The organism is Nocardiopsis sp. iso_25, from assembly GCF_056173305.1.
Genome location: NZ_CM149667.1, coordinates 4,743,054 through 4,765,774 on the forward strand (window position 1 = coordinate 4,743,054; position 22,721 = coordinate 4,765,774).

The 22,721-nt window shown below is 74.8% G+C and carries 23 protein-coding genes; 17 read left to right on the forward strand and 6 right to left on the reverse strand.

Translation table 11 applies throughout. The annotated features are described in order from the left end of the window. Positions 1-81: 81 nt before the first annotated feature. From AC0VX6_RS20430 to AC0VX6_RS20455, 6 genes are all read left to right on the forward strand, one after another. Positions 82-1,464 carry an MFS transporter gene (locus AC0VX6_RS20430; protein ID WP_475465638.1) on the forward strand — a complete coding sequence of 461 codons (1,383 nt, stop codon included), beginning with the start codon at positions 82-84 and terminating at the stop codon, positions 1,462-1,464. Beyond that, positions 1,461-2,498 carry an L-idonate 5-dehydrogenase gene (locus tag AC0VX6_RS20435; protein ID WP_248771460.1) on the forward strand — a complete coding sequence of 346 codons (1,038 nt, stop codon included), beginning with the start codon at positions 1,461-1,463 and terminating at the stop codon, positions 2,496-2,498. The genes AC0VX6_RS20430 and AC0VX6_RS20435 overlap by 4 nt, the downstream gene beginning before the upstream one ends. A gap of 72 nt (positions 2,499-2,570) precedes the next feature. Continuing rightward, a complete protein-coding gene (gene manD / locus AC0VX6_RS20440) occupies positions 2,571-3,782 on the forward strand; it encodes a D-mannonate dehydratase ManD (protein WP_274974214.1) in 1,212 nt (403 codons plus the stop codon). After that, positions 3,779-4,744, forward strand: coding sequence for a PfkB family carbohydrate kinase (locus AC0VX6_RS20445; RefSeq protein WP_274974215.1), 966 nt, complete (start codon positions 3,779-3,781; stop codon positions 4,742-4,744). Before manD ends, AC0VX6_RS20445 begins: the two co-directional genes overlap by 4 nt. After that, positions 4,741-6,195, forward strand: a complete 1,455-nt coding sequence (locus tag AC0VX6_RS20450) for a mannitol dehydrogenase family protein (RefSeq protein WP_475465642.1) — start codon at positions 4,741-4,743, stop codon at positions 6,193-6,195. The genes AC0VX6_RS20445 and AC0VX6_RS20450 overlap by 4 nt, the downstream gene beginning before the upstream one ends. After that, positions 6,192-6,974, forward strand: coding sequence for a bifunctional 4-hydroxy-2-oxoglutarate aldolase/2-dehydro-3-deoxy-phosphogluconate aldolase (locus tag AC0VX6_RS20455; RefSeq protein WP_475465644.1), 783 nt, complete (start codon positions 6,192-6,194; stop codon positions 6,972-6,974). The genes AC0VX6_RS20450 and AC0VX6_RS20455 overlap by 4 nt, the downstream gene beginning before the upstream one ends. On the opposite strand, the gene AC0VX6_RS20460 is transcribed toward AC0VX6_RS20455, so the two are convergent. Continuing rightward, positions 6,961-7,521, reverse strand: coding sequence for a hypothetical protein (locus AC0VX6_RS20460; RefSeq protein ID WP_274974217.1), 561 nt, complete (start codon positions 7,519-7,521; stop codon positions 6,961-6,963). The two genes, AC0VX6_RS20455 and AC0VX6_RS20460, sit on opposite strands and share 14 nt — an antisense overlap. A gap of 200 nt (positions 7,522-7,721) precedes the next feature. On the opposite strand from AC0VX6_RS20460, the gene AC0VX6_RS20465 reads away from it, so the two are divergent. The 3 genes from AC0VX6_RS20465 to AC0VX6_RS20475 are packed head-to-tail and all read left to right on the forward strand — an operon-like array spanning position 7,722 to position 9,948. Further along, positions 7,722-9,194, forward strand: coding sequence for an MFS transporter (locus AC0VX6_RS20465; RefSeq protein WP_274974218.1), 1,473 nt, complete (start codon positions 7,722-7,724; stop codon positions 9,192-9,194). Continuing rightward, complete coding sequence (locus AC0VX6_RS20470; protein WP_274974219.1) at positions 9,191-9,766, forward strand: TetR/AcrR family transcriptional regulator; 576 nt, start codon at positions 9,191-9,193, stop codon at positions 9,764-9,766. The genes AC0VX6_RS20465 and AC0VX6_RS20470 overlap by 4 nt, the downstream gene beginning before the upstream one ends. Before the next feature lie 35 nt (positions 9,767-9,801). Further along, complete coding sequence (locus AC0VX6_RS20475) at positions 9,802-9,948, forward strand: hypothetical protein (protein ID WP_274974220.1); 147 nt, start codon at positions 9,802-9,804, stop codon at positions 9,946-9,948. A 31-nt stretch (positions 9,949-9,979) separates the two neighbouring features. On the opposite strand, the gene AC0VX6_RS20480 is transcribed toward AC0VX6_RS20475, so the two are convergent. After that, a complete protein-coding gene (locus AC0VX6_RS20480) occupies positions 9,980-10,471 on the reverse strand; it encodes a hypothetical protein (RefSeq protein ID WP_274974221.1) in 492 nt (163 codons plus the stop codon). A 356-nt stretch (positions 10,472-10,827) separates the two neighbouring features. Here AC0VX6_RS20480 and AC0VX6_RS20485 point away from each other — a divergent pair, with 356 nt between their 5' ends. Further along, entirely contained in the window at positions 10,828-12,168 is a 1,341-nt protein-coding gene (locus AC0VX6_RS20485) for a PucR family transcriptional regulator (RefSeq protein ID WP_475465647.1), read from the forward strand. Between the two features lie 22 nt (positions 12,169-12,190). Here the strand turns inward: AC0VX6_RS20485 and AC0VX6_RS20490 are convergent, their stop codons facing one another. The 3 genes from AC0VX6_RS20490 to AC0VX6_RS20500 all read right to left on the reverse strand — a co-directional run bounded on the left by AC0VX6_RS20490 (position 12,191) and on the right by AC0VX6_RS20500 (position 14,793). Then, the gene (locus tag AC0VX6_RS20490; protein ID WP_274974223.1) at positions 12,191-13,000 is read right to left on the reverse strand and encodes a MerR family transcriptional regulator; all 810 of its coding nucleotides are present in this window, start codon (positions 12,998-13,000) and stop codon (positions 12,191-12,193) included. Then, positions 12,981-13,538, reverse strand: a complete 558-nt coding sequence (locus AC0VX6_RS20495; RefSeq protein ID WP_274978202.1) for a VOC family protein — start codon at positions 13,536-13,538, stop codon at positions 12,981-12,983. Before AC0VX6_RS20495 ends, AC0VX6_RS20490 begins: the two co-directional genes overlap by 20 nt. A gap of 289 nt (positions 13,539-13,827) precedes the next feature. Then, entirely contained in the window at positions 13,828-14,793 is a 966-nt protein-coding gene (locus AC0VX6_RS20500) for an LLM class F420-dependent oxidoreductase (protein ID WP_475465649.1), read from the reverse strand. A gap of 341 nt (positions 14,794-15,134) precedes the next feature. On the opposite strand from AC0VX6_RS20500, the gene AC0VX6_RS20505 reads away from it, so the two are divergent. The 4 genes from AC0VX6_RS20505 to AC0VX6_RS20520 all read left to right on the forward strand — a co-directional run bounded on the left by AC0VX6_RS20505 (position 15,135) and on the right by AC0VX6_RS20520 (position 18,475). Continuing rightward, complete coding sequence (locus AC0VX6_RS20505; protein ID WP_274974225.1) at positions 15,135-15,665, forward strand: YbhB/YbcL family Raf kinase inhibitor-like protein; 531 nt, start codon at positions 15,135-15,137, stop codon at positions 15,663-15,665. 284 nt (positions 15,666-15,949) lie between these two features. After that, positions 15,950-17,002, forward strand: coding sequence for an ATP-grasp domain-containing protein (locus AC0VX6_RS20510; RefSeq protein WP_274974226.1), 1,053 nt, complete (start codon positions 15,950-15,952; stop codon positions 17,000-17,002). Positions 17,003-17,049: 47 nt separating this feature from the next. Beyond that, on the forward strand, positions 17,050-17,808 hold the full coding sequence (locus AC0VX6_RS20515; protein ID WP_274974227.1) for a 3'(2'),5'-bisphosphate nucleotidase CysQ family protein: 759 nt from the start codon (positions 17,050-17,052) through the stop codon (positions 17,806-17,808). Between the two features lie 127 nt (positions 17,809-17,935). Next, positions 17,936-18,475, forward strand: a complete 540-nt coding sequence (locus tag AC0VX6_RS20520) for a DUF1707 SHOCT-like domain-containing protein (protein ID WP_475465652.1) — start codon at positions 17,936-17,938, stop codon at positions 18,473-18,475. A 61-nt stretch (positions 18,476-18,536) separates the two neighbouring features. Here AC0VX6_RS20520 and AC0VX6_RS20525 read toward each other — a convergent pair whose 3' ends face one another. Further along, positions 18,537-19,031, reverse strand: coding sequence for a DUF3145 domain-containing protein (locus AC0VX6_RS20525; protein ID WP_026114848.1), 495 nt, complete (start codon positions 19,029-19,031; stop codon positions 18,537-18,539). Between the two features lie 307 nt (positions 19,032-19,338). Here AC0VX6_RS20525 and AC0VX6_RS20530 point away from each other — a divergent pair, with 307 nt between their 5' ends. The 3 genes from AC0VX6_RS20530 to AC0VX6_RS20540 all read left to right on the forward strand — a co-directional run bounded on the left by AC0VX6_RS20530 (position 19,339) and on the right by AC0VX6_RS20540 (position 22,717). Next, positions 19,339-19,983, forward strand: coding sequence for an RNA polymerase sigma factor (locus tag AC0VX6_RS20530; RefSeq protein ID WP_475465654.1), 645 nt, complete (start codon positions 19,339-19,341; stop codon positions 19,981-19,983). Then, entirely contained in the window at positions 19,980-20,408 is a 429-nt protein-coding gene (locus AC0VX6_RS20535) for a hypothetical protein (protein WP_274974230.1), read from the forward strand. Before AC0VX6_RS20530 ends, AC0VX6_RS20535 begins: the two co-directional genes overlap by 4 nt. A 239-nt stretch (positions 20,409-20,647) precedes the next feature. Then, positions 20,648-22,717 (forward strand): CHAT domain-containing protein, encoded by a 2,070-nt coding sequence (locus AC0VX6_RS20540; RefSeq protein ID WP_274974231.1) that lies wholly within the window; start codon positions 20,648-20,650, stop codon positions 22,715-22,717. Positions 22,718-22,721: the final 4 nt, after the last annotated feature.

Here is a 22,721-nt window from a genome sequence, read left to right on the forward strand (position 1 = left end):
GTATGTCAGTTGCCATCATGTTCACGTACGGTTTCCCCGATACTTCTTCGCAGGTGGAAGCCCTTCACAAAGGACCGGCCGATGACCGAACAGGCACCCCCCGCGCCAGCCGGACAGGGGGAGCGCAGCACCCGGGACCTCACCAAGGCCTCCGTGTCCGGGTGGCTGGGGACCGCCATGGAGTTCATGGACTTCCAGCTCTACTCCCTGGCCGCCGCCCTGGTGTTCAACCAGATCTTCTTCCCCGACCTCAACCCCGCGGTCGGCCTGATCGCGGCGATGGGCACCTACGGCGTCGGATACGTCGCCCGGCTCGTCGGGGCGGTCTACTTCGGCCGCATGGGCGACCGCCTCGGTCCCAAGAAGGTCCTGTTCATCACCGTCGCCCTGATGGGCGTCTCCACCACCCTGATCGGCGCCCTGCCCACCTACCAGCAGGTGGGCCTGCTCGCCCCGATCCTGCTCGTGGGACTGCGGCTGATCCAGGGCTTCGGCGCGGGCGCCGAGATCGCGGGCGCCACCGTGATGCTGGCCGAGTACGCCCCGGCGAGACGACGCGGGTTCATCGCCTCCCTGGTGTGCCTGGGCACCAACTCCGGCACCCTGGGCGCCTCCGCGATCTGGGCAGTGCTGGTGTTCGCGCTCTCCGAGGATCAGCTCCTGACCTGGGGCTGGCGCCTCCCCTTCCTGGCGAGCTTCCTCCTGCTGCTCCTGGCGCTGTGGATTCGCTTCTCCGTCAAGGAGAGCCCGGTCTTCGAGCAGCGCGAGGACATCGTCGACGGCGTGGCGATGTCCCGGAGCGAACTGGCCGCGGCCGCGGTCGAGGAGGACAGGAGCGGTCTGGAGACCGCCCTGCGCCAGCGCAAGGGCCGCGCGTTCCTGCTCGCCCTCGGCCTGCGCTTCGGCCAGGCGGGCAACTCCGGCATCGTCCAGACCTTCCTGGTCGGCTACCTCAGCGCCAACCTGATGCTCAACGACGCGGTCGGCACGTCCGCGATCGTCTACGGCTCCCTGCTCGGCTTCGTCACCGTCCCCCTGGTCGGCGTGCTCGGCGACCGCTTCGGACGCCGCCCCGTCTACCTCTTCCTGACCGTGGCGAGCATGCTGTTCGCCGTGCCCATGATGCTGATGATCGAGACCGGCGACACCGTGCTCGTGACCGTCGCGATGGTCGTCGGGCTCAACCTGTCGGTCCTGGGCCTGTTCTCCGTGGAGAGCGTCACCATGGCCGAGCTGTTCGGGGCGCGCACCCGGTTCACCCAGCTGGCCCTGGCCAAGGAGATCGGCGGCGTCCTGGCCACCGCGATCGGCCCGGTGCTGGCCGCCACGCTCACCGCCGCGACCGGCTCCTGGTGGCCGCTGTCGGCGATGATCATCACCTACTCCCTGATCACCCTCGTCTCCGCCTACCTGTCCCCCGAGGTGCGCGGACGCGACCTGGTCCGACTGGAGGACGCCGTATGAGGGCCGTGACCGTCCACGGAGCCGGAGACCTGCGCGTCGACGAGCTCCCCGACCCCGTCCCCGGCGAGGGGGAGGTCGTCGTCGCCGTGGAGTGGGGCGGCGTCTGCGGGTCCGACCTGGCCTACTGGCGCCACGGCCGCTCGGGCACCGCCGTGCTGCGCGACCCCCTCGTGCTCGGCCACGAGATCGCCGGACGCGTCGCCCGGGTGGGCCCCGGCGTGACCGGCGTCGAGGAGGGGCTGCCCGTCACCGTGCACCCGGCCGAGCTGGTCGGCGACGGGCGCATGCCGGAGCGGCTGGCCGGGCGCACCAACCTCTACCCGAGGGTGCGCTACTTCGGGTCGGCCGCGTTCTCCCCGCACACCGACGGCGGTTTCTGCGACCTCAAGAAGGTCGCGGCCCGGCAGCTGCGGCCCCTGCCCGAGGGGGTCGACACCCGCAGCGGGGCGCTGGCCGAACCGCTCGCCGTGGCCTGCCACGCCGTCAACCGCGCGTCGGGCGCCGTGGGGGGCGTCGCGGGCCGGGACGTGTTCGTCAACGGCGCGGGGCCGATCGGCTCGCTCGTCGTCGCCGCGCTCCGGCACGCGGGGGCGGCCCGGATCACCGTCGCCGACCTCGGGCGGGCCCCGCTGGAGGTGGCCCGGGCCATGGGCGCAGACGACACGCGCGACCTCTCGCGCGGGGACGCGCTGCCCGAGGACGCCGAGCTGGTCTTCGAGGCCTCCGGCGCCCCGGCCGCCCTCGGCGGGGTCCTGCGCGCGACCGCGCGCGGCGGAACCCTCGTCCAGGTGGGCAACCTGCCCGGAACGCAGGCCCCGGCGGCGCTGGGCGAGCTCGTCACCAGGGAGGTCACCTGGATCGGCTCCTACCGCTTCGTCGAGGAGATCGACGACGCCCTGGCCGCGATGGCCGCGGGCCTGGACGTCACCCCGCTCATGACCCACTCCTTCCCCGTCGGGGAGGCGCACGAGGCGATGCGGACGGCGGCCGATCCCGCCTCCGGTAGCAGCAAGGTCATGCTGCGCTTCGCCTGAGCCGCGCCGCGGGCGCCCGCGCTCCCCACCCGGGAGCGGGCGCCTCCCCCTCCATCCCAGAAAGGGCATTCCGTGAAGATCACCGACGCGCGTGTCGTCGTGTCCTCACCCGGCCGCAACTACGTCACCCTGGTGGTCGAGACCGAGGACGGCGTCACCGGCATCGGCGACGCCACGCTCAACGGCCGCGAACTCGCGGTCGCCTCCTACCTGCGCGACCACGTGTGCCCGCTGCTCGTCGGACGCGACGCGCGGCGGATCGAGGACACCTGGCAGTACCTGTACAAGGGCGCCTACTGGCGCCGCGGCCCGGTGACGATGACCGCGATCGCCGCCGTGGACGTGGCGCTGTGGGACATCAAGGGCAAGGCCGCGGGCATGCCCCTCTACCAGCTCCTTGGCGGGGCCTCGCGCGAGGGCGTCCTGGTCTACGGGCACGCCAGCGGCACGTCACTGGACGGGCTCTCCGAGGACTTCCAGCGCCACCTGGACCTGGGCTACCGGGCGATCCGGGTCCAGGCCGCGGTCCCCGGACTGGACAAGACCTACGGGATCGCCCCGGCGGACGGCCGGGTGTACGAGCCCGCCAGCGGCAACCGGCCCCAGGAGGACACCTGGGACACCCCGGCCTACCTGGACTTCGCGCCGACCATGATCGCCCACGTCCGCGAGCAGTTCGGCTACGGCGTGCACCTGCTGCACGACGTGCACCACCGGCTCACCCCGATCGAGGCGGGCCGCCTGGGCGCGGCGCTCGAACCGTACCGGCTGTTCTGGATGGAGGACCCGACCCCGGCCGAGGACCAGTCCGCGTTCCGTATCCTGCGCCAGCACACCACCACCCCCGTGGCGGTGGGCGAGGTGTTCAACTCGATCTGGGACTGCCAGCAGCTCATCACCGAGCGGCTCATCGACTACGTCCGCGCCTCGGTGTCGCACACCGGCGGCATCACCCACCTGCGCCGCGTGTTCTCGCTCGCGGAGCTGTACGGGGTGCGCTCGGGCTCGCACGGCGCCGGCGACCTGTCGCCGGTCGCCATGGCCGCGGCGCTCCACCTCGACCTGGCCATCCCCAACTTCGGCATCCAGGAGCACATGGGCCACACCGGCCCCTACGCGGAGGTCTTCCGCACCTCCTACTCCTTCTCGGACGGGTACATGCACCCCGGCGACGCACCGGGCCTGGGCGTGGAGTTCGACGAGGAGGCCGCGGCCCGCCACCCCTACGAACCCAGGTACCTGCCGGTCAACCGGCGGCTCGACGGAACGGTGCACGACTGGTGAGCACGCACGGACTGACGGATGAGAGCGGGCCGCTGGACGTCGTCGTCCTGGGCGAGGTCCTGCTGGAGGTGGCCACCGACGTCCCCGTCGCGCACGGGGTCCCGGCCAGGCTCGGCGTCTCGGGCGACGCCCTGAACGTCGCCGCGGCGGCGTCCCGGGCCGGGGCCAGGGTCGGCCTGGCCGCCGTCCTGACCGACGACGAGCTCGGGCGGGCGGTCGCCGACCGCGTCGCCGAACTGGGCGTGTCCACCGGCATGCTGCGTTTCCGTCCCGGGCAGCAGGGCGTGTACCTGGTGCACAGCGACCCCGAGGGCGAGCGCGCCTTCTCCTACGCGCGCGCCGGGAGCGTGGGCTCGACCCTGTCCCCGGAGGACCTGGACGAGGAGGCGGTCGGCGCGGCGGGAGCGGTGGTGGCGGGCGGCATCGCCTGCGCGGTCTCCGACAGCGCGCGCCGGGCGGTCCTGGCCGCGGCGCGCCTGGCCCGCAGGTTCGTGTTCGACCCCAACCACCGGCCGCGGCTGGCCTCGCGGGAGGAGGGCGCCGCGACCCTCGCGGAGCTGGCCCGGCACGCCCACCTGGTGACCCCCTCCCACCCCGGCGAGACCTCCGCCCTGCTGGACAGCGCCACCCCGGCCGAGGCGGCCCGCCGCCTCCTGGAGGCGGGCGCCCGCAACGTCGCGGTGACCTGCGGGTCGCGCGGCGTCCACCTGGCCACGCCGCGGGAGGAGTCCTGGATCGACGCGGTCCCCGCCCCCCGGGTCCTGGACCAGACCGGCGCGGGGGACGTGTTCGTGGGTACCCTGACCGCGCGCCTGACCCTGGGCGATCCCCTCGCGGAGGCCGCGCGCCTGGCGGCCGCCGCGGCCAGTCTGAGCGTGGGCGGGCGCGGCGGAACCGGTTTCCTGCCGACCCTGGAACAGACCCGCGCGCACGCGCGGGGCGAGAAGGAGGCGACGCGATGACCCGGCTGGACCTGGCGGCGCTGCGGGCCGCGGGGCGCACCACCGCCCTGGACCGCGGCGACCTGCGCACCGGGGTGGTCCACCTCGGGATCGGCGCGTTCTACCGCGCCCACGGCGCGGTCCTGACCGAGGAGGCCATGCTCGCCGCGGGCGAGACCGGATGGGGCATCAGCGCGGTGACCGGGCGCTCGGCCCGGGTGTGGGAGCAGCTGGCCCCGCAGGACGGCCTGTTCACGGTCACCGAACGCGGTGAGGGCGCCCGCCCCGTGCGGGTGGTCTCCTCCGTCCGCGAGACCCTGTCCGGCCCGGCCGACCCGTGGGCGGTGGCGGAGCGCATCGCCCACCCCGACACCCGGGTCGTCACCCTCACGGTCACGGAGAAGGGGTACCTGGCGCACCCGGTCACGGGGCGCCTGGACACCGGCGACCCCCGGGTGCGCGCCGACCTGGACGGCGGCCCGCCGCTCACGCCGGTGGGGCAGATCGCGCGCGGCCTCCAGCTGCGCCAGCTCCGGGACTCCGGTCCGGTGACCGTGCTGTCCTGCGACAACCTGCCCGACAACGGTGAGCTGACGGCCGCGCTGGTCGCCGACTTCGCCGACGCCCTGCCGGGCGCGGAGGGCGAGCGGCTGCGGTCCTGGGTCCAGGAGCACGCGGCCTTCCCGAACACGATGGTGGACCGGATCGTCCCGGCCACCACGGCGGCGGACCTGGACGCGGTCGAGGCGGAGCTGGGCCTGCGCGACGAGGCGGCCGTGGTCGCCGAACCCTTCCACCAGTGGGTGATCCAGGACCGCTTCGCCGGTCCGCGCCCGCGGTGGGAGGCGGCCGGGGCCACGATCACCGACGACGTGCGGCCCTGGGAGGCGGCCAAGCTGCGCGTGCTCAACGCCAGCCACTCCCTGCTCGCCTATCTCGGCCTGTCCGTGGGGCACACGACGATCGCCGCGTGCGCCGCCGACGACGCGGTGGCGACGGCGGCCCGCCGCCTCGTCCACGAGGAGGTCCTGCCCTCGCTCACCCTGCCCGAGGGCTTGGACGGCGGGGCCTACGCCGCGTCGGTGCTGCGCCGGTTCGCCAACCCCGCGCTGGGCCACACCACCGCCAAGGTCGGGGCCGACGGCTCCCAGAAGCTCGGCCCCCGCGTCGTGCCCACGGTCCGGGACGTGCTGGCCGGGGGCGGTGAGCCGCGGTGGAGCGCCCTGGTGGTGGCGGCGTGGATGCACCACGTCGCCACGGCCGGTCCGGGACTGGAGGACCCGCTGGCCGACTCCCTGCGCGCGCTGCTGCCCGGGAGCGGCGGGGCGCGGGAGGTGGTCGCCGCGCTGCTGCGCTCGGAGGTCTTCCCCGGGGACCTGGCGTCCCATCCGGTGTTCACCGAGCTGCTGGTCCACTGGTACGGGGTCGTGTCCGCCGGGGGCGGCGCGCTGGCGGCCGAGGTCGCTTCGTGAGCGCGGGCGACAGGGGCGACGTACGCGGCACGGACGACGGGAGCGGTGTGAACGACGGGAGGAGCGGCCGGAGCGAGGGGGGCGGCGGAGGCGGCGGCATCGGGGCCGTACTGGCCCTGTCGCCGGTCGTGCCCGTGGTGACGGTGGACTCCCCCGGACGCGCGGTCCCCCTGGCGGAGGCGCTGCTGGCGGGCGGTGTGGGCGTCGTGGAGGTCACCCTGCGCACGCCCGGCGCCCTGGAGGCGGTCCGGGCGATCGCGGAGGACGTGCCGGACATGGTGGTGGGCGCGGGGACCGTGCTCACCCCCCGCCAGGCCGACGAGGCCGCGGAGGCCGGGGCGCGCTTCCTGGTCACGCCCGGCACCACGGCCCGGATGCTGCGCCATCTGGTCGCGATCGGGGTTCCGGCCCTGCCGGGGGTGGCCACCGTCAGCGAGGTGCTGGCCGCCCGCGAGGCGGGGATGCTCGCGCAGAAGCTCTTCCCCGCGTCGGTTCCGGGAACCCCGTTCCTGCGCTCGGTGGCGGGCCCGGTCCCCGACGTGGTGTTCTGCCCCACGGGCGGGATCACGGCCGCCACGGCCGCCGACTACCTGGCCCTGGACAACGTGGCGTGCGTCGGGGGGAGCTGGCTGACCCCCGGGGACGCGGTCCGGACGGGGGGCTGGGCGCGGATCACCGGGTTGGCCGCTGCGGCGGTGCGCCTGGGCGCGGGCGCTGGCGGGGACGGCCGCCCCGGCTCCGCGCCGCCGCGCGTCGGCCCGGGCCCTACGGGCGCGTGACCGGGGCCCGCTGAGGTCCCGGCTCGCCGGTGCGTGCGCCCTGGGGGCGCCTGCGGACGCGCCCCCAGGGCTTGAACACCGACAGGGCCATGGCCGCGGCGACCGCGGTGGTGGAGACCAGGGGCGGGAACAGGAGCTGGGCGCCGACCGCGAAGGGCGCCTCCTCGGCGAGGGCGGTGCGGGCCCGGGCCGCCAGCGCGGTGACCTCGGGTGAGAGCAGCAGGACCACGAGGGTCAGCAGCACGACGTTGGCCGCCAGTTTGAGCAGGACCCACCAGTACCGGACCAGTCCGTACCTGGTCCCCCAGCCCAGGACGATCCCGGACAGCAGGGTGAGGGCGCCGACCGCGACCAGCGGCCACGTCGCGAAGGCCGCGAGGGCGACCGCGGCGGAGGCGTCGTCGCCGCCGAGCAGCGCGGTGACGACGAGGAGGCCCAGGGCGAGGTCGAGCCCGAGCCAGCTTCCGGCCGCGGCGATGTGGGTCAGCAGGACGGTCTTGCGGGTGCGGGCGCCGAGGCGCCGCCGGCGGGTCGTCACGGTGTCCATGCGGCCAGTGTCCGAGCGCGGGCCGGAGACGGCGTACAGCCGAGGACGTATTCCGGTGTACGCGGATTCCGGTGTACCCGGACGCGCGGCCCGTGAGAAGGGTCGCAGTGGGCGCCGGCGCTTTGACCGCCACGGAGGCAACAGTGTTTACTCGACAGGGGTAAACGCCTGTTCACCCCCATGCGCCACCTGGAGGCACGATGCCGTCCGCCCCGCGCCTGCCCTCCTGGGCGACCACGGGAATCCTCACCCTCTGCGGCCTGATCGTCTCGTTGCAGCAGACCCTCGTCATCCCCCTGCTGCCGGACCTCCCCCAGATCCTCGGCGTGTCCGCCGACGACGCGTCCTGGCTGGTCACCGCCACGCTGCTCACCGGAGCCGTGGCCACGCCGATCGTCTCCCGCATGGCCGACATGTACGGCAAGCGCAGGATGCTGCTCGTCTCCCTCACGGTCATGACGGCGGGCTCGCTCATCGCGGCCCTGGGCGGCAGCTTCGTGCCGATGCTGGTCGGGCGTGCCATGCAGGGGTTCGGCGCAGCCCTGATCCCGGTGGGCATGAGCATCATGCGCGACGAGCTGCCCAGGGAGAAGCTCGCTGGGGGCATCGCCCTGATGAGCGCCACCCTGGGCATCGGCTCCGCTCTGGGGCTGCCGCTGTCCGGCGTGCTCTACAGCGCGTTCGGCTGGACCTCCCTGTTCTGGTCGACGGCGGCCGTGGGCGCCGTGCTCCTCGTGCTCATCCGCCTGCTGGTCGAGGAGTCCCCCCAGCGTTTCCCCGGCCGCTTCGACATCACGGGCGCGCTCGTGCTCTCGATCGTCCTCGTGGGCTTCCTGCTCGCGCTGTCCAAGGGCGCGTCGTGGGGCTGGACCAGCGGCCAGACCCTGGGCCTGACCGCGTTCTCCGCCGTCGCCCTCCTGGTGTGGGTCCCCCTCCAGCTGCGCACGCGCGAGCCCATGGTGAACCTGCGCACGGCCTTTCGCCGCCCGGTCCTGCTCACCAACGTGTCCTCGTACTTCGTCGGGTTCGCGATGTTCCTCAACAGCCTGGTCACCACGCAGGAGCTCCAGGTGCCCGTGGAGACCGGGTACGGGCTGGCCCTGCCCGTGGCCGTCGCCGGGCTGGCGATGGTGCCGAGCGGTCTGATGATGCTGGTGTTCTCACCCGTCGCCAGCCGCATGCTCAACCGGTGGGGCGGGAAGCCGACCCTGGTGACCGGCGGGGCGATCATGGGCCTGACCTACCTGTGGCGGGTGTTCAACGCCGACACCGTGCTGGAGGTGATGGCGGGGACGATGTTCGTCAGCATCGGCACCGCCATCGCGTTCGCCGCCATGCCCTCCCTGGTCATGGCCTCCGCGCCACGGAGCGAGACCGCGTCGGCGAACGGGCTCAACGCCCTGGTCCGGTCGCTGGGCACCTCCAGCGGCAGCGCGGTGGTCGCGCTGGTCTTCGCCTCGCTGACCGTGGACGTGGGCGGCGTGGTGTTCCCCTCCGCCCAGGCCATGGACCTGTCCCACTGGCTCGGCGCGGCGGCGTGCCTGGTCAGTGTGCTCGTGGGCGCCTTCGTCCCGGGACGCGCCCCCTCCGTCGCGGACACGGCCGAACCCCGTACGCTGCCCACCGGAGCGGGCGAGGGGCCCGCGCGCGACCAGCGGGAGGTGGAAGCGTGACCGGGACCGACAGCCGCGGCGCCGTCGTCGCCGCGGCGCGGCGGCTCTTCTTCGAGCACGGATACAAGGGGGTGACCGTCCGCGACATCGCCGCCGCCGCGGGGGTCTCCCCCGCCCTGGTGATCAAGCACCACGGCAGCAAGGCCGAACTCTTCAACGAGGTGGGGCCGCACGACCTCCCCCTGGCCGAGCTGGACCTGCCCCGCTCCGCCATCGGCCGCGCCCTGGTGCGCAAGGTCCTCGCCCGCCGCGAGCACGGTGCGCCGGAGGGCTGGCTGGCCACCACCGCCCACGTGCGCGAGTCCCCCGACCCCGACCGCTCCCGCGCGGAGGTGCGCGCGAAACTCCTGGACAGCGTGGGCGCCCTGCTCGGGGACACCACCCCCGGACGCCGCTACGCCAGCGCCGTCTCCTGCCAGATGCTCGGTCTCGCCGAGGGCGTCCGCGTCCTGGGCATGTTCCCGGAGGAGGAGACCTCCCGGGAGGAACTGCTGGACCTGTACGCGCCCCTGATCCAGCAGCAGGTCGACGCCTGCGCGCGGGCCCGCGCCGACCGGCCGGGCGAGCCGTGACCCCGCCGGAACCGCAGTCTGGTAAGCCGGACGGTGTGAATAGCGCGAGAGGGACCGAAAGACGGAGCGAGGACGGGCGGAGGCCCTCGGCGAGGGAGAGGATCGCCCAGTGGGTGTGGCCGCTGTCGGCCGTGGTGGTCGTGGTCGTGGGCATGGTCCTCGGCTACGCGTTCTTCAGCTGAGCCGGGCGCGGCGCCGTGGACCCGGGCGGCCTCAGGCTCCGCCCGGGGAGGTGGCCGGCAGGCGGGTTGCCACCCACTGGTCGTCGGAGTCGCGGCGCATCTCCAGGGGCCCGTGGTCCTCGCCGGGGTAGACGAGGGCGACCGTGGCGATGGGGACCTCCCCCTCCAGGTCGGTGTCCATGGTGACCTCGCCGACCTCGATGCCCTCACCGCCCCGGAGCGACTCGGCGTAGAGCGGGAAGGCCGCCGGGCAGCCCTCGGCCCCGTGCTCGTCGGCCACCACCGTGCGCGCGGCCTCGTCCATCAGCGCGCAGCCCGCCTCTCCGTCGGCGGCCATGAGGGAGGCGAGGAAGCCCTGCGCGGCGCGCCGCACGTGGGTCTCGGCGTCCGGGTCCACCGGCTCCACCGCGGCGGCGCTCTCCTCGGCCTGCTCCGCGGTCTCCTCCGGGGCCTCCTCGCCGGAGCAGGCGGTGGCGGCGAGGAGCAGGGCCAGTAGCGGAGCGGAGAGCGGAAGTCTTCTCATGGCGGGCGCCTTTCGAGGGGGCGGGGGCGTCGCACCATTGTTACCGTATCGGCCCGCCGCGTGACCAGCGGTGTCCGAGCGGCCGGGATTGGCCCGGGTCGTCCGGACGGAAGGGCTCCCACCCATCACCAGAAGCCCGACCCGCAGCGAACACAGGGGTTGTCCGCGGGGGCGGGGCTCCCACCCATCACCAGAAGCCCGACCCGCAGCGAACACAGGGGTTGTCGGCGGGGGCGGGCTCTGGTGATATGGGAACGCGGTCCCCTCCCGACGGAACCGCTCCGGACTTTCTGGCGCACAGAGCACGCGCGGGCGTGCCACGGGCGGCTCCGCCGTGCGTCCGCGCCGGAGGTGACATGACCTACCCCCTGCGGGAGAGCCGTCCGACGGACCCGTTCACCCGTATCCCCCCGAAGCTGGGCGCCCGGCTGCGCCCGCTGGTGCCGTCGCTGGCGGAGGAGGCCCTGGAGGGCATCCGGCGCCGGGCGGAGTTCCACGCCGCGCCCCTGGAGCCCGCCGACTCCGAGGGCCTGCGGCGAACGGTGGAAGCCGGTCTGCGCGCCTTCCTGGACCGGGTGGAGGGCGGCGGGCGCTCCCCCGGACACGTGGACGCGCTGGCCGCCGAGTTCCGGGCCTTCGGCGCGGACGAGGCCCGGCACGGGCGCACCCTGGAGTGCCTGCACACGGGGATGCGCACGGCGGCGGCCGTGGCGTGGCGGCGGCTGGCCGACGCGGACGCGCTCACCCGGGACCACATGGCGGTGCTGGGAGAGGCGATCTTCGCGTTCCAGGAGGAGGTCTCGACCGCCGCGGCCGAGGGCCACGCGCGGGTGCGCGGCGCCGGGGTGGAGGCGCTGCGCAGGCGCCGGGCGCGGTTGTTGGAGGTGCTGCTGGCCGGGACGGGAGCACGGCGGGAGGCGGAGGCGGTGCCCGCGCTGGCCCGGGCCGCCCGGTGGCGGCTACCCGAGCGGGTGGCGGTGGCGCTGCTGTACCGGGGCACGGACGGCGTGACGGCGGTCCCGAGCGGCACGAGCGGCCCGGCCCCGGCGGCCCGGGCGGCCGTGGTCGGCTCGTCGGCGGACGCGCTGTCAGCCTCAGCGGAGGCGTTCTCGCACCTCACCGCACTGCCGTCGGACGTGCTCGTGGGCCTGGACCGCGTGGAGCCGTGCGCGGTGGTGCCCGACCCCGAGGGGCCGGGGCGGCTGCGGTCGGTGGAACGCTCGCTGCGCGGGTCCTGCGCGGTGCTGGGCCCGAGCGTGCCCCTGGACCGGGCTCCGCTGTCGCTGGCCCGGGCACGGGACCTGGCGGAACTCGTGCGCACGGGCGTGGTGCCGGGCGAGGGCGTGGTGCGCTGGGACGACCACCTGCCCGCGCTGCTGCTCTCGCGCGACCCCGGTCTGATCGCGGAGATGACGCGGTCCCGGCTCGCCCCGCTGGCGCCGCTGCGTCCGCCGCAGCGGGAGCGGATGGCCGACACCCTGCTGGCCTGGCTGGAGTCGGGGCTCAACGCCAACGAGGCCGCCGAGCGGCTGCGCATCCACCCCCAGACCGTGCGCTACCGGCTGCGCCGGTTGGAGGAGCTGTTCGGCGAACGGTTGCGCGAGCCCGGAGAGCGCTTCGAACTGGAACTGGTCCTGCGGGCCCGCCGTCTGCTCGGCCCCCTGGAGGAGGGGCCGGTGTGGCCGGACGGCGGGTGACGGGCGTCTCCGCGCCGCGGGGTCACTGCCAGACAGCTGTGTCCGGGTCGATCCCGTGGGTGCGGGCGCACTCGTCGACACTCTGCCGGAACCAGGAGGCCAGCCCGAACCGGATCCCGTCGTAGTGGGCGGAGAAACCGGGGTCGGACTCGAACATCCTCCCCAGACACACCTGCATCTGCCGCGTGAGCGGGAAGAAGTCGGAGAACACCTCGCGGTGGCGTTCGACGAGCGCGTCCGCTTCCGGGCTGCCCGGGACGACACCCCGGTCGAGGGCGTCGCCCAGATCGCGCTGCAACGCGGACATCGCCGAGGAGAGCGACCGCCACTGCTCCCGCGTGCGGGAGGCGGACCGCTCGGCGAACTGCGCCCACTGCTCGGAATCCCCCCACACGGTGCGGGCCCTCCGGGACCGGTGAGCGTCCCAGTCCGCCCCGAAGACCTCCGACTGCGCTTCGTCGTCGAGGAGGATCCCCCGCTCGTGAGCCCCGGTCAGCCGTTCCAGGCGCTCGTCGAGCCGTCGCAGGTCCTCGATGCGCTCGGCGAGCCGGGCGCGCTGCTCACGCAGGGTGGCGCCGATCTCCGCCGTCCGGTCGTCGAGGACCCCACGCACCGCGTCCAGCCCGAGGCCGGCCTCCCTGTACGCGACGATTCGACGCAGCCGTTGCAGGTCCGCGTCGGTGTACTGGCGATAGCCGGCGGTGGTGCGCGCGGACGGCGACGCCAAGCCGATCTCGTCCCAGTGGTGAAGCGTGCGGACGGTCACCCCCACCAGTCCGGCGGCCGCGCCCACCGTGACACCGCCACGGATGTCACGCTCGTGTTCGACCATGGACACCATTGTGGCCCTCCTCCTCCGGTTCCGGGGCGACGATTCCGACCGCGGCGAGATCGCGCGCCTCCTGGCTGTCGGAATCGAACTCCTGCGCCGCGGTGAAGACGACCCGAACGCCCTCGGGAGTGGTCACCTCGACGTCGCGGGTACGCCACGGGGTGTCCCGCGGCCCGACCACACTGCCCGGCACGAGGTCCGAACACGCCTCGACGAGCGGATCGACCTCGCTCAGCACGCACAGGAAGCTCACGCTCATCGCCGGTGCTTCGGGCCGTTCGGCACCGGCCGCCGCAGGAACGAGCAGGACGTCCTGGAAGGCCCACCGGCGCAGGTGGACCACCTGCCCCGGGATGCCGAACAGTTCGACGAAGCCGAACCCCCGCACCCAGAAGTCCGTCGACACCGCCAGGTCAGGCGTCGGAACCGTCACGAACACCGGCATCGCGTAGATACCGCGGAACACCTCTGGCGCTACCGCCCCCGGTCCGCGCTCGGACACGGGTCCCGTCTCGAACGCGCTGAAGAAATCGCTCATGCGGTCCACCGTCCCGCCTCACGCGGCGTGAGGGTCAAGCCCGATCCGTGGACTCGACGGCATCGGGCCGCGCCGCCGTCGTCGGCCGAGCCGCTGACGTCCGCGACGCCGGCCCCGCCCGGACACAGCGGGTGACGGGCGCGCGGAACCCCGGGTACCGCCCGAGGGGGCGGCCCGGCGGTCGTCCACAGGCGGGAGATCGGCCTTCCTCGACCGTTCCGCCGAGGACTAGCGTGGTAAGCGGGGGTCCCCAGGGCCCTCCCGCTTCGCGCTGCCCGCGCCCCGCCCCTCAGTCCCGCGGCGCCAGCGCCCGCACCACCGCGGCCGGGTCCGCGTTCGGCGGGCCGATCGGCGCGACGACCGGGGTCGTCACCCCGTTGTCGGCGTAGGCCCGGATCCGCTCGCGGCAGTACTCGGCGGGGCCGTGCACGATGAGTTCGTCCACCACCGAGTCGGGGATCGCGGCCAGCGCGCCCCTGCGGTCCCCCTCGTCCCACGCCTTCCACATCGGGGTGAGCTCCTCGCGGCCCAGCCACTCGTGGAACGCCCGGTAGACGGGGACGTTGAGGTAAGCCGAGATCGCCCAGCGGCCGATCCCCCGGGCGGTGTCCGGGTCGGCGTCGGGGACGGCGAAGATCCGCGCGACCACCTCCTTGTCCTCGCCGTACCGGCGCACATAGGGCACCACCGTGCGCACGTCCTCCGGCGAGAGCCAGTTGACGACGGCTCCGTCGCCCTCGCGTCCGGCGAGGCGGAGCATGCCCGGCCGCAGCGCCGCCACCAGCAGCGGGGGCGCCTGCTCGGGTACCGCGCCGAGCGTGAAGCCGTTGACGCTGAAGGTGTCGTAGTCCTCCTTGACCTTCGCGCCGGTGAGCGCGGCGCGGAGGAAGCGCACGGTGTCGCGCACCTTCTTGTACGGCTCCTCGAAGGGGATGGAGTTCCACCGCTCCACGATCACGTTGGAGGAGGTGCCGACGCCCAGGGCGAAGCGGCCCGGCGCGGCGGCGGCCAGGGCGGCGGCGCTCATCGCCAGGGTGGCCGGGCCGCGCGTGTAGGCGGGCACGATCGCGGTGCCCAGGCGCAGCCGGGGCGCCCACACACTGGCCAGGGCGAGGGGGGTGAAGGCGTCGGTGCCGTTGGCCTCGGCCGACCAGACGTCGGTGTAGCCCAGGTCCGGCAGCCGCTCGACGAGGTTCCGCTGCTCGGAGAGCGGGACCCCCTCCAGCGGGATGGTGATGCCCCAGCGAGTGGTCATGGCGACTCCCTGTCGGTGTGGAACCGAATCCGGTTCTCGTTCCGTGCTGGCAGCACCGTACCGCCCGGTCGGTCTGTTGTCTCTGGGCGCCTCCCCCTTCGCCGTCGGCAGCCGCGCACCGCATCCCCGGGGCTCGGCGGACCACGCCCCTCCCACCCGGCGCACCGCACCGCTCCGGACCGGCGCACCGCCGCCGCCCTCCCGACACGGCGTGCCGCCCCCGGGACGCGCGTGCCCCCTGGGGCGTATGTTCGTAGGGCCCGGGCCGGAGCCCCGCCGACGGCGGGCGCCCCAGGCCGGGCCGTACGAGCGCATCCCAGACGAACGAAGGAGGCCCCTTCGTGGCCACGCCACCCTCCCCCTACGACTTCCTGCCCCAGGTCGCGTCGTTCACCGTCACCAGCAACGACGTCGCCGACGGACGGACCCTGCCCCAGGCCCAGGTCAGCGGGATCATGGGCGCCGGAGGCGGGGACGTCTCGCCGCACCTGTCCTGGAGCGGCTTCCCCGAGGGGACGCGCAGCTTCGCCGTCACCTGCTTCGACCCGGACGCCCCCACCGCCAGCGGCTTCTGGCACTGGTCGGTGGCCAACATCCCGGCCGACGTCACCGAGCTGACCGCGGGCGCGGGGGACGGCTCCGGCCTCCCCGAGGCGGCCGTCACCCTGCGCAACGACGCGGGCGGACACCGCTACGTCGGCGCGGCACCGCCCGCCGGGCACGGCCCGCACCGGTACTTCTTCGTGGTGCACGCGGTGGACGTGCCCCGCCTGGAGGTGGACGAGTCGGCCAGCCCGGCCTTCCTCGGCTTCAACCTGTTCTCGCACGCGCTGGGCCGCGGGATGATCACCCCCGTCTACGAGGTGGAGTAGCGCGGGCGGCGCGGGGCCCGGCCCGGGACCGGGTCCGGCAGTCGCGCGACGCGTCGGGGGCGGGCCGTGTGCGTCCGTGCCGCACCGCCCGCCCTCGGCCCTCCCCCGGGGCCGGGGGACACACGCGCAGTGGGTCCTTTCGGTTGTCCTGACAACCGGATTCGGCCACTTCCGGGCCATCGGGCATCCCGAGGTCTAGGCTCTGTAACCATCCCCCCAGTCCGCCGTCCACGTCGGAAAGGGTTCGACCGGTGCCACAGCAGCCTGCGAGCAAACCAACCGTCGTGGTCACGACAGCGGGGTCGGCGCCCACACCCGGGACCATCCTCCACCTGCGCGAACAGGGTTTCCGCGTGGTGGCGACCGACGTGGACCCCGCCGCGCCGGGCCTGTACCTGGCCGACCGCGGGTACCTGGTGCCGCCGGGCGACAGCGAGGCCTTCCTGCCCAGGATGCGGACACTGTGCGCGGACGAGGGCGCCGTCGCGGTCATCCCCCTGGTCGACGAGGAACTCGTCAGGGTGGGCGAGCTCGCCAAGGACGGCGTGGAGGTGCTGCTGCCCCGGCTGGACTTCGTCACCACCTGCCTGGACAAGTACGTGCTGATGCGCGAGCTGGAGGAGGCCGGGATCGGCGTGCCGCGCACCTGGTTGGCCTCGGAGTGGCCGAGCGGCGCCGCGGACTCCGCGCCCGGCGGCCTCATCGTCAAACCGCGCTGCGGACGCGGGAGCCGCGGGGTGGTGGTCATCGACTCGGTCCGCGACATGGCGCGGGTGGTGTCCGAGGGCGGCTACGCGGCGGACGAGCTGATCGTCCAGGAGTTGGTCGGCGGCCCCGAGTACACGGTGTCCGTGGTGGTGTGGCGGGACGGCGCGGTCCAGGCCGTGGTGCCCAAGGAGGTCGTCCTCAAGCAGGGCGTGACCAGGTACGCGGTGACCCGGCGCCACCGCGAGGTCGCCCGCGCCTGCCGGGCGGTCCAGTCCGCGCTGCGTGCCGACGGCCCCTTCAACGTGCAGCTGTGCCTGGACGCGGACGGCAGGCCGAGGATCTTCGAGATCAACCCGCGCTTCTCCTCCACGGCCTCGCTCACCGCGGCGGCCGGGGTGGACGAGATCACGGGGCTGCTGCGGCAGGCCGTCGCGGACGGGCCCCGCATGGAGGACCACTGGCGCGAGGGGGTGGCGATGGTGCGGCGGTGGACGGACGAGTTCGTCAGCGAGGCGGAGTTCACCTCCCACGGCATCTCCCCCGCCCCCGCGGTCGGCGCGGAGCTGCCCAGGCAGCTGTCCGCGGGCGGCACGGGGCCGGTCCCGGTCGTTCCGGTGCGTGTGCGTTGACCGGCCCTGAGACAGGGACCGCCGGGGCGCACCCTCTGGTCGAGGCGATGGCGTCGGCGGTCGTGGAGGTCGGCGGCCTGTTGCGGGCGTGGCGCTCCGACGCGGACGCGCGCAGCGGGGTGTGGGAGGGCAGCCAGTTCAAGGCCCGGGCCGACGCCATGGCGCACCGGGCCCTGTCCGAGCGGCTCACCGCGATCGACGGCCGGATCCCGGTGGTCAGCGAGGAGGACCCCGAGTCGCTGCGCGGCGAGCGGCCGCACCGGTACTGGCTGATCGACCCCGTCGACGGGACCGCCAGCTACGTCCACGGGTTCCCCGGGTACGTGACGCAGGTCGCGCTGGTGAAGGGGGGGCGGCCGGAGGCGGCCGCCGTGTTCGCCCCCGAGACCGCGACCCTCTACACGGCGGTGCGCGGCCGGGGCGCGTGCCGGGGCGGGCGCCTCCTGCCGTCCCCGCGGCCCGCGCCGCAGGGACGGGGCGTGCTCACCGACAACACCCCGCGGCCGGAGGGGATCGCCCGCCGGGTCGGCGACCGCTTCGGCTACGGCGGGTACCTGGAGAGCGGCAGCATCTCGCTGAAGCTGTGCCTGGTCGCCGAGGGTTCCGCGCACCTGTTCGTCAAGGACGTGCCGGTGCGCGACTGGGACGTGGCGGCGCCAGCCCTGGTCCTGGAGGAGGTGGGCGGCCTGGTCACCCGGCTGGACGGAAGCCCGTTCGACTACCGGGGGCCCTACGAGCACACCGGGCTGGTGGGCGCCGCCGACCCCGCGGTGTGCCGGGCCGTCTCGGGCTGGCTGGGCTCCTGAGAACGCGCCCCGGAAGCCGTCCCGGGGCCGCGGGCCGAGGGCGCCGACTCACTTTCCGTGTATCCCTTTTCCACACCGGGTGCGGCGCGTATCGTGTGGTCACCAACTCGCGTCTTGGGGGTGGGAAGTGGAGGACGAAGGCCTGCCGCTGCACCGGATGCGCGCCTCGGACACCGAACGCGACCTCACGGTGGACCGCCTCACCACCGCGTTCGTCGAGGGCCGTCTGGACCACGAGGAGTACGACCGCAGGGTCGGTCTGGCGCTGGGCGCGGTGCTGCTCGGCGAACTGCGCCCGCTGACCGAGGACCTGCCGGTGTCCACGTCCGCGGTGCGCGGGGTCCCGGGCGCGCGGCACGGCGCCGATCCGCTGTCGGCCCCCCTCTCCGGGGCGGCCCGCGCCGATCCGGGGTCCGGGCGCGACCCCCGGGACGGCCGCGAACCCCCCGGCGCGGACGACCTGCCACTCATAGGCGCCCCCTGGCGCGAGTGGGGCGACGAGTGGCGCTGGTGGACGGGTGTGGCGGTGATCCTGACGAGCGTGTGGGGCGTGGTCAGCCTGATGGGCGGCGAGCTCGTGCCCTACTGGCCGCTGGTGCCGCTGGGCATCTGGGCCGCGGTCCTGCTCGCCTCCGCCATCTGGCCCAGCGAGGGGGAGCCGCCCTGACGCGGCGCCCTCCCCCTCCCCTCGCGTGTGCGGCCGACGCCTCGGGCGCGGCGGGAGGGGGTCAGCCCGCGGCGTGCAGCCAGCGCACCGGGGCGCCGTCGCCCGCGTAGCGGAAGGGTTCCAGTTCCTCGTCCCAGGCGCGGCCGGTGAGGCGTTCGATCTCGGCGGCCAGTTCGGTGCCGTCGGCCGCGGCCCGCTCCACGGCCAGGCGCAGTCGGCCCTCGGGCACGAGGACCTCGCCCGCCGCGCTGGTGAGGGCGGTGAACATGCCGAGGGACGGCGTGTAGCTGTAGCGCACGCCGTCGCAGCCGGGCGACCCCTCCTCGGTCACCTCGAACCGCAGGCGCTGCCACGTGTTCAGCGCCGAGGCGACCGAGCCCGCGGTGCCCGGCTTCCCCTGCCAGTTGAGCTCGGCGCGGTGGTTGCCGGGTGCCGCCGGTTGGGCGACCCAGTCGAGTTTCACGGGTACTCCAACGACGCCCGCGACCGCCCACTCGACGTGTGGGCACAGCGCCGCTGGCGCGGAGTGGACGTACAAGACGCCACGTGCGGACACCGAACCTCCTGATACGAACGAGTGCGCTTCCCCGACGCCCTCGTACCACGAGAAGGTTGCATACCCGCCTGAATGCTTTTGCCCCATTGTGCCCCAAGGGCACCTTGAGAACCAGCGCTCACTTTGCTTTTTCCAGCGTTCTCCCCACCTCCGGAAGCCCCAAAAGCTAGCGTGAGCCCCGGCGAGCAGGAGTCCGATCATAGTGGGGGCGGGTGTGCCAGACCAGTCGCACGAGGACATCCATGACACCCAGGCACCTCCTCAAACCGTACTTTCGACCTTTTCCGGGGAGGAAGCACCCCCACTCTTGCCGGTTCCGGCCACAACCGGCGGTGATACAGCCGGGCCCAATCCGGACCGGGACCCCGGCGGAACCGACGCCGCCCCCAGCGACGCCGAGCTCGTACGCGGCGCCTGCCGGGGCGAGCACAGGGCGTGGGAGGCCATCGTGGACAGGCACCTGCCGGTCGTGAACGCGATCGCGCGCTCCTACCGGCTGTCCGCACCGGACCGGGAGGACGCGGTGCAGACGGTGTGGCTCACCCTCAACCAGCAGCTGCCCCGCCTGCACTCCCCCGAGCGGCTCCGCGGCTGGCTGCGCAGGGTCGCCCACGACGCCTGCGGCCGACAGCGCCGCCACAGCGCCCGGGACCATCCGGTCGACCCCCAGAGCCTCACCCGGCGGGACGCCCTCTCGCAGGACGCGGGGCCGGAGGCGCAGTACCTGCGCAAGGAGGAGCACGAGGAGCTGCACCGCGCGATCCGGCGGCTCACCGATCCCGGAGAGCGGCGGGCCGCCCTGCGCTACCTCGACGGGGCCGCGGGGCTGCCCGTGCCCCCGGCCCCGTGCGACCCGGGGACCCCCGACGGCCGGGTCCACCCCCGGACCGCCGCGAACCAGCGCCGCCGTATGCTCCGCAGACTCCGCCGCCTCCTGGAGGAACCCACTTGAGCGACCACGACGATCCGGCACTGGCCCTGGCGGGGCGCGCCGCCGCGCTGGCCGCCTTCGACCGCAGCGACGACGGCGCCGACGTGGCGGCCCTGACCGGGGAGAGGTCTCCGGCGGGCGAGGTGCTGCGCTCGGCGGAGGGGGAGGCGGAAGGCGCGCTGGTCACCTCCCTTCGCTTCGAGCACGGCGACCTCACCCTGGACGTGCGGGTCCACGCGCACGGTCGGCTGCGCTCGCTGTCGGGGCTGGCCAGCGGGGAGTACGACCACGCGCTCCTGCGCGTGCGCCGCCCGGGTTCCGGGTCGGAGCTGCGGATCGGCGAGGACGGCGGGTTCGCGCTGTCCGGCCTGGCCCGCGGACCGATCAGCCTGGCGCTGCTCAGAGCGGGACGCCCGGCGGTGGTGACCGGGTGGTTCACCGTCTGACCGCCCGGCCAGCGGGCCGCCGGGCCACCGGCCGGTGATCCCATCCGTCACAGAAACGGGGAAGGCCGAACCCTGGTTGCAGGCAGACACGAACCGGCTCCTGATGATGACCCTTCGACCGGCTTCGTCCGGGTTCGCGTGAGCCGAGTTGCGCACAGGCGGACTCGACCCCTCCCGTGCGCCCTCCCCGCGCTGCTATCACTGTGTGCGGCCCGCCCCCTCGGTGAAAGGCACCGGACGTGTCCCTGCGCGCCCAGCCCTCCCCCCTCTCCCCCGAGTCCCCCCTCTCCGCCGCCTGCCCGGACCACCACGCGCTGCGGTCCGGCAGATCCCTGCTCGCCCGCGTGAGCCACGGGATCCGGCTGGCGCAGGGCGGCATGTTCGAGCAGACCGCGGCCCTGCTGGACGAGGCCCACCGGCGCCTGCGCGGCCACCCGGTGGCCGAGTCCGCGACGGTGATGCCCGGCGTCCTGCTCAACCTGGGCCTGGCGCAGACGCTGTGCGGCCGCTTCCCGCAGGCCGAGGAACACCTGCGCGAGGCCCGGTCCCTGGCACAGGAGCGCCGACTGCCGCTGATGGGCCTGGTCATCGAGCAGAACCTGGGCTGCCTCAGCCTCTACCGGGGCGACGCCCCCGCGGCCATCGCCGCCTTCCACGGCCTGACCGACCGGCTGCCCTCCCAACGCCGTGAGGCGCTGCACGTGGACCTGGCCGAGGCACTGCTCGCCGAGGGCCTGGTGGAGGAGGCGGCGAGGGCGCTCGCGGACGGCCCCTGGGCCGGGAGTTCGTCGGCCAACGCCCTGCTGGTGGAGGCCAAGCTGCGGCTGCTGCGGGGCGACCACCGCCACACGGCCGAGCTCACCCGCCGGGTGCGGCACTCCTTCGGCACGGGCTCGCTGTGGTACCGGCTGGCCACCCGCCTGGAGCGGATGGCGCTGCGCGAGGGCCGGACGGCCTCCCCCGTGGCCCGGGCCAGGAACGCCCTGGCCGTCCGCGCTCCCCTGGCGGCGCCGCGGCCGTCGGGGAGGGGCGCCGCCCACCTGGCCCTGGACACCCTGGACGCGCACCCGCGCCTGGCGCCGGGCCCCTGGCTGGCGGGCGCGGTGAGCGATCCCCACGTCGTCCGCGCGGGCCTGGAGAGCGCCCTGCGCGCCGGGGAGGCGGCCACCGCCCTGGAGTGGGCGGAACTGGCCCGGACCCGGGCCGCGCCCCACGTCCCCGGCCCCGGCGTACGCACACCGGCGACGGCCTCGCTGGCCGACCGCTACCGTGCGGCGCTGGTTCGCGGTCGCGACCCGCACGCCCTGGTCCGGCGCCTGGAGTCGGCCCGCTGGCAGGCGCACCACGAGGCCGCGGGGGCGCGCAGCGCCCCCGTACCCTCGCCCGTGGCGGGTGCGCTGCTGGAGCGGCTGGGCGACCGGGCCTTCGTGCGGTACACGCGGGCGGACGGGGAGGCCGTCGCGCTCGTGGCCGCGGCCGGACGGGTCCACGCCCGCGTGCTGGGGCCGCTCCCGCGTGTGGCCCGCGCGATGGCCCGGTTCGTCCACCCGGTGGCGTTCGCGCAGGACGCGGGCGAGGCGCGGGAGGCGGCCGACGGCGCCGCCCGCGTCCTCCTCGAACCGCTGCTGGCTCTGGTCGGCGACCGCCCGCTGGTCGTCGCCGGAGACGCCTACCTCGGCGATCCCCCCTGGGGCATGCTCCCCGCGCTGCGGGGCCGTCCGCTGAACCTGGTGCCCGGCGCCGGGTTCTGGCTGGAGCGCACACGCCCCGGGGGCCCCGCGCCCCGCCCGCCGGAGCGGGTGCTGCTGGTGGCGGCGCCCGAACCGGACGGGGCGGCGCGCGAGGTCGCCGCGCTGGCCGGCGTGTACCCGGGGGCGCGCGTGCTCCATGCCGACCGGGCCCTGCACTCCGACGTCCTGGCCGCCCTCGGCCGGGCCGACCTGGTCCACCTGGCGGGGCACGGGCGCGTCCCCGGCCGCTCGCCCATGCTCGCCTCGGTCGGCCTGGGCGACGGGCCGCTGCTCGCCTGCGACCTGGCCGGGCTGCCCGAGGCCCCGGACACGGTGGTGCTGTCGACCTGTTGGAGCGGCCGGGGCTTCGCGGACCGCGCCGGGGCTCCGCTCGGGTTCACCGGCGCGCTGCTCGCGGCCGGGGTCCGCACGGTGGTGGCCAGCCCCGTCCCCGTCCGGGACGCGGGGACCGTCGGGGCCATGCGCCTGTTCCACCGCGCGCTCGCCGCGGGCGTCCCCGCGCCCGAGGCGGTGGCTGTCCACCTCGGGCGGGCGGGGTTCTGCTGCTTCGGCGCCTGAGTCC

Coding starts and splice junctions, on each gene's coding strand:
- AC0VX6_RS20435 (WP_248771460.1), top strand. CDS start 1,461: ATGAGGGCCGTGACCGTCCACGGAGCCGGAGACCTGCGCGTCGACGAG.
- AC0VX6_RS20480 (WP_274974221.1), bottom strand. CDS start 10,471: ATGAGAAGACTTCCGCTCTCCGCTCCGCTACTGGCCCTGCTCCTCGCC.
- AC0VX6_RS20490 (WP_274974223.1), bottom strand. CDS start 13,000: ATGGTCGAACACGAGCGTGACATCCGTGGCGGTGTCACGGTGGGCGCG.
- AC0VX6_RS20450 (WP_475465642.1), top strand. CDS start 4,741: ATGACCCGGCTGGACCTGGCGGCGCTGCGGGCCGCGGGGCGCACCACC.
- AC0VX6_RS20515 (WP_274974227.1), top strand. CDS start 17,050: ATGGCGTCGGCGGTCGTGGAGGTCGGCGGCCTGTTGCGGGCGTGGCGC.
- AC0VX6_RS20500 (WP_475465649.1), bottom strand. CDS start 14,793: ATGACCACTCGCTGGGGCATCACCATCCCGCTGGAGGGGGTCCCGCTC.
- AC0VX6_RS20430 (WP_475465638.1), top strand. CDS start 82: ATGACCGAACAGGCACCCCCCGCGCCAGCCGGACAGGGGGAGCGCAGC.
- AC0VX6_RS20485 (WP_475465647.1), top strand. CDS start 10,828: ATGACCTACCCCCTGCGGGAGAGCCGTCCGACGGACCCGTTCACCCGT.
- AC0VX6_RS20465 (WP_274974218.1), top strand. CDS start 7,722: ATGCCGTCCGCCCCGCGCCTGCCCTCCTGGGCGACCACGGGAATCCTC.
- AC0VX6_RS20460 (WP_274974217.1), bottom strand. CDS start 7,521: ATGGACACCGTGACGACCCGCCGGCGGCGCCTCGGCGCCCGCACCCGC.
- AC0VX6_RS20495 (WP_274978202.1), bottom strand. CDS start 13,538: ATGAGCGATTTCTTCAGCGCGTTCGAGACGGGACCCGTGTCCGAGCGC.